Origin of the sequence: Flavobacterium sp. UGB4466, assembly GCF_903469665.1 — a bacterium.
Taxonomy (GTDB): Bacteria; Bacteroidota; Bacteroidia; order Flavobacteriales; family Flavobacteriaceae; genus Flavobacterium; species Flavobacterium lipolyticum.
Window position 1 is genome coordinate 1 of sequence record NZ_CAGKLC010000172.1, and the last position, 5,623, is coordinate 5,623.

Genomic DNA, 5,623 nt, shown 5'->3' on the forward strand with positions numbered 1-5,623 from the left:
TTTGGTAAAGAAAGATCAATTGGAACATAACCCGCTCCTGATTTTAAAATGGATAAGATTCCCAGTAAAGACCAGTTTGAAGTATCCATCATGATCCCCATCAAATCATTTTCTTTCAGATCGTAAGTCTGCTGATAGTAATACGCTAATTTCGTAGCGGCTTCATCCAGCTCTTTATACGTCATACGGCTATCATTATAAACAAATGCAATAGCATCAGGGGTTTTAGCTGCCTGTGCCTCAAAAAGAGACAATACAGTTCCTTCTCCTGATAATAAATAATCAGGGGTATTACAGTCTACTACCAATGCCTGCTCTTCTTCTGTGTTTAACATCGTCAAATCACCTATTGATGAGGTTCCGTTTTCTAAGACAGCTGTTAGTAAATTCTCGTAATGTGATCTTAATCCTGATACCGTAGAAGAGCTGAAAAGATCAGTGCAATAGTTGAATGAAAAAGAGATTCCTTCAGGTCCGTCTTCAGCAAAAATCGTTAGATCATACTTCGCTATATCATAGTTCATTGCCATCGGTTCAATGGTAATATCACTGAATTCTGCTACTTTTGCTCCCGGATTGTTGTTTAAAACGAACAATACCTGAAATAAAGAACTTCTGCTTTTATCTCTTGTTTTTTCTACACGATCTACTACTTTTTCGAACGGAACAGCGATATGATCGTAAGCTTCTAAAGTGGTTTGTTTTACCGATTTCAGCAACTCATTGAACGATGGGTTTCCGGATAAATCGCTTCGAAGAGCCAAAGTATTCACGAAGAATCCAATCATAGATTCTAATTCCTGCTGCGGACGATTGGCAACGGTAGTTCCGATACAGATATCTGACTGTCCGCTGTAACGATATAACAATACTTTGTAAATACTCGATAACAACATGAATAAAGTTACTCCCTGTTCTTTTGCATAAGTGCGTAGTGCCTCGCTGCGGTCGCTGTCTAATTTTAAACCGATGAAATCTCCACGGTTGCTTTGAACAGCAGGTCTAAGATAATCAGTAGGCAGTGCTGAAGGAGCTACGTCTCCTAGTTTTGCCTCCCAATAATCTAATTTCTTTGCTAAAACATCGCCAGACAACTCAGAACGCTGCCAAACCGAATAATCTGTATATTGAAAACTAAGCGCCGGTAAATCGGCTTCTCTTCCTGACGCATACGAAGCATAAAGCTCTTTAAATTCCTTAACAATAAGGGATTCAGACCAGCCATCGGTTGCAATATGATGACGTACCAATACTAAAATATGTTCTTCATCTGATACTTTAATAATTGTAGCGCGCAGCATATAATCTTTTGATAAATCAAATGGTTGGTTGATTTCTTCGGCAATAAATTTCTTAGAATCTAAAATTCCTGAAACAATATTCAATTCCCAACGATCTGAGGATTGTACAGCCTGATATGCCACACCTTCTTTTTCTACAAAAAAGGTACGCAACGTCTCGTGACGTTCTACAATTGTTTTTAGCGCCTGAGAAAGAAAGTCTATTTTAAGATCTCCTTTTAAGTTTAGCAAGACCGGCATGTGGTAATGCTCGCTCCCTTTTAATTTATCAATAAACCATAAACGCTCCTGAGCATATGACAACGGAATATCTGCAGGTAACTCTTGTTTGGTTACCAACGGAAGTGCGGCTGTATTGTCCTTACTTTCTATAAAAGAGGCTAAAGCCGAAATAGTTGAATTATTGAATATGTCACTTACAGTCACCGAAACATTCAGCGCATTTTTAATAGCCGACAACAAACGGACAGCTAACAAAGAATGTCCTCCTAATTCAAAGAAAACATCTGTCACTCCTACTCGCTCGATTTTTAATAAATCCTGCCAGATTTCAACTAAAAGTTCTTCTACTTTGGTAACAGGTGCTACATATTCCTGCTGAACAAAATCACTGCTGTTTACTGCAGGTAATGCTTTTTTATCGACTTTACCATTCGAATTTAAAGGAAAACTTTCCAGTTGAATAAAATAAGACGGAATCATATAATCAGAAATAATTTCTTTTAATGCCTTCCTTAATGTCACAACATTATAGTTTTCTGAGGTAACCACGTAAGCTACTATTTCTTTTTCTCCGTTTTTGTTTTCAAGTGCTAAAACTAAGGCATCCTCTATTTCTGATTGTTTTAACAGCGCATTTTCTACCTCACCCAATTCGATTCTATGGCCTCGTATTTTTACCTGATTGTCTTTTCGGCCGATAAATTCAATATTTCCGTCTGGCAGCCATTTTCCAATATCTCCTGTTTTGTAAATCAGTTTTCCAGGAATAAACGGATGTGCGATAAATTTCTCTTCTGTTAGTACACCCTGATTTAAATACTCTTTCGCCAATCCATCGCCTCCCACACAAATCTCTCCCGAAACGCCAATAGGTACTAATGCGTTATGATTGTCTAAGATATAAGCCGTACTATTTGCTATTGGAGCTCCTATAGGAATAGTTCGCTGATTTTTTCTCACCTCTTTAATTTCGTAATAGGTCGAAAAAGTAGTATTTTCTGTTGGCCCGTATACATGATGCAGATTCACTTCCGGATACAGTTCTTTAAACTTCGCTACGTGTTTTACAGAAACCTGCTCACCCCCAAATAATATGCATTTTAACTTTTTTAATGAATTCAATTTAGAATCGACCAGGGTATTAAAAAACGCTGTCGTTAAAAAGAAACTATCAATTTTTTCCGATTCTATCAGAGCATCAAACTTATCCAAATCTAAAAAGATATCCTTTGCCGCGATTACAAGAGTCCCTCCGTTTAAAAGAGGCATATAGATATCAAAAGTCGCTCCGTCAAATGAAAAGTTCGACAGTCCTAAGATTCTGTCATTTTCACTTATGTCAATATAATTTGTATTTTTTACTAATCTGACAATTGATTTCTGTTCAATTACAACTCCTTTTGGAACTCCCGTAGAACCTGACGTATACATCACATATACAGCCGAATCCGGTTGTAAATTCTCTACTTCATAACTGGTTTCATATCGATTGGCTGTTTGTCTGAAAGTCTGTAAAATGCTATCATTTATACTTACTTTACAGTTTGCATCTTCTTTAATAAACGAAATTTTCTCCGAAGCAAATTCCGGATTTATTGGAACATATACGGCTCCAAGTTTAAGAATTCCAAACATGGACACCAAAAACCACTCATTGCGATCCAGTTCTAAACCTACCATATCGGCAGCTTGAATATGGTACTCTGATTGTAGAAAATGAGCAAACTGATTGGACAACACATCTAACTCCTGATAAGTAAGCTTTTGGTCTTCAAATACCACTGCTGTTGCATTCGCTCTTTGCGCTACTTGCTCCTGGAACAGCTGCACAACCGTTTTATCACCGGGATACAAAACGTTGGTTGCATTAAAATCATACAACAGTTGATGCTGCTCTTCCTGTGTTAAATATTGTATTTTCTTTATCTCTTCATTAGGATTTGTAAATACCACATTTAGCAATTGCTTATAATGTGTCATCAATCTTTTTATCATCTCTGTTTCATATACATCAGAATTATAGATAATGTCAAAAGAAATATGGTCGGCTGCTTCGGTAAAAGTAAATTGCAGATCAAACTTAGCCATCGTAGCTCCGAGGTCTCTTATTGTATCAAAATCATCAATTGAAATTACTCCATCAGCTAAAGATGCTTCTGAATTTTGAACGGTTAGCATCGCATCAAAAATCGCATTGCGGCTGATATCACGCTTACTATTCAAATCTTCTATCAAACGATCAAAAGGATACATCTGATGCTCAAATGATGTTAAAGTATCTTCTTTTATCTGATTGTAAAATGCTGCAAAACTCTCTTGCGGATTTACAACATTATGCAAGGCTAAGGTATTGACATAAAACCCTATCTGATCTGTTAAATCAGCGTGATCACGTCCTGCAACCGGACTTCCTATAATAATATTTGTATTGGATGTATATTTATGCAAAAGAACATTCAAAGTTGCCAGCAGGCTAATAAAGATACTTCCTCTTTTCTCTTCTGTAAAACGTTTGATGTCTTCCGTATTTTCTTTAGAAATATACGATTTAAGGTGGTGCCCGTTATGGGTTTTAACAGCAGGTCTCATTCCCTCTGAAGGAAGATCTAAAACTGGTAAATCTCCGGAAAGACGCTCTAACCAGTATGCTTTATCAATGTCTGCCTTTTCAGTCTCTAATTGTACCGCTTGCCAGTTTGCATAATCTTTATATTGAATGGCAAGAGGTGCAAGAGCCGGAGCAGTATTATTTACAAAAGAATCATAAAATGCAAAAACATCTTTTGCTAATACATTCATAGACCAGCCATCACCAATAATATGATGCATGTTGTAATAAAAAACATAAGTCTCTTCATCTGTCTGTAACAAACTTACGCGAAATAAAGGGCCTTTTTCTAAATCAAAGGCTACAGATGAATCTTCCCTGATGTAGCGGGATACACTGGCTGGAGTATCAACAGTATTTCTGAAATCAACATAAGATAACTCAAAATTTACCGCCACTGTTGGCTGTACATATTGTCTAACCTCACCATTCTCCTCCATCTTGAAAATCGTACGTAAGATCTCATGACGATCTATAGTAGCTGTTATTGCTTTTTGAAAACAATCGATATCATAACTCCCTTTCAGAGTTGTATGCATAGGCATGTTGTATACAGCTGACCCACCTTCAAACTGACTTAAAGTCCAAAGACGGCGCTGTCCTGCGGATAACTCATAACTTTCTGATACAGGGATAGAAGAAATTACTTCAAAGTTAAACTTCGAACTGTTTTTACTGCTTTTAAGTAAGGCGATAAGACGATCTTTATTGGTTGAAATATCGTTTTTATCCTCTGCAGTAAGAGCTGCTGTATTTCCTGTTACTCTTAAATTTTCTTTTGAATCATCAAGAAAAATTTGCACTTCTTTATTGAATAAGCCGGTAATTATTGATTTGATATCTTTCATCGTAATAGTGTTTTCTAAATGCTTTATTTTTGAATTAATAACTGATATATTTAAAATAACCTATGTATAACACCAAACACATTGTTCTAAAAGACAATGTGCTGTGATGTTTTTACCAGGTAGTAAAAACTAGATTTTGATGTAGTAAAAAAGGATTGAAATAAGAGATCTTTTACACTTTATAGCAAGTACAAAAATCACTTTATTGATTCGCTCCATTATAGAGGAGGCGATAATCTAATGGAAAAGAAAATCTAAAACTACGCCTTAGCAAAGACGTTTTCTGCTGGATTGGATAGATACGACAATGGTATTATGGCCGAGATATTCTGGCGTAATGAACTTAATCGTACACTGATTCTGTGCTGATTGTCGACTCTGAAAACTTCGCATTCCAAACCTGATAGTTCACCATGTTCAATTTTAAGTTTATCGCCTATTTTTGGCAGTGCCGATTCGACTTGAACGTCGGTGATGTCTTTTCCCTGGGTGAAGAGTCTGATATAAGCGATTTCTTCTTCGGAAACTTTGCCATATTCTTTGCCGAAAGACAAGTACGAACAGCCACTCTCTACATTTAATGCATCATGAAAGTCTTTATTGGATTTGATGTTTACAAAAACATAACTCGGAAATAATGGAAT

Annotated in this window: 2 protein-coding genes; both read right to left on the minus strand. The window is 36.5% G+C overall.

Annotation, left to right across the window (positions count from 1 at the left end; all coding sequences use genetic code 11):
- The coding region (locus JO950_RS21025) for a non-ribosomal peptide synthetase (protein ID WP_202704399.1) at positions 1-4,979 on the minus strand (4,979 nt) is incomplete at its 3' end.
- Between the two features lie 260 nt (positions 4,980-5,239).
- A partial coding sequence (locus JO950_RS21030; RefSeq protein ID WP_202704400.1) for an antitermination protein NusG occupies positions 5,240-5,623 on the minus strand: 384 nt, incomplete at its 5' end.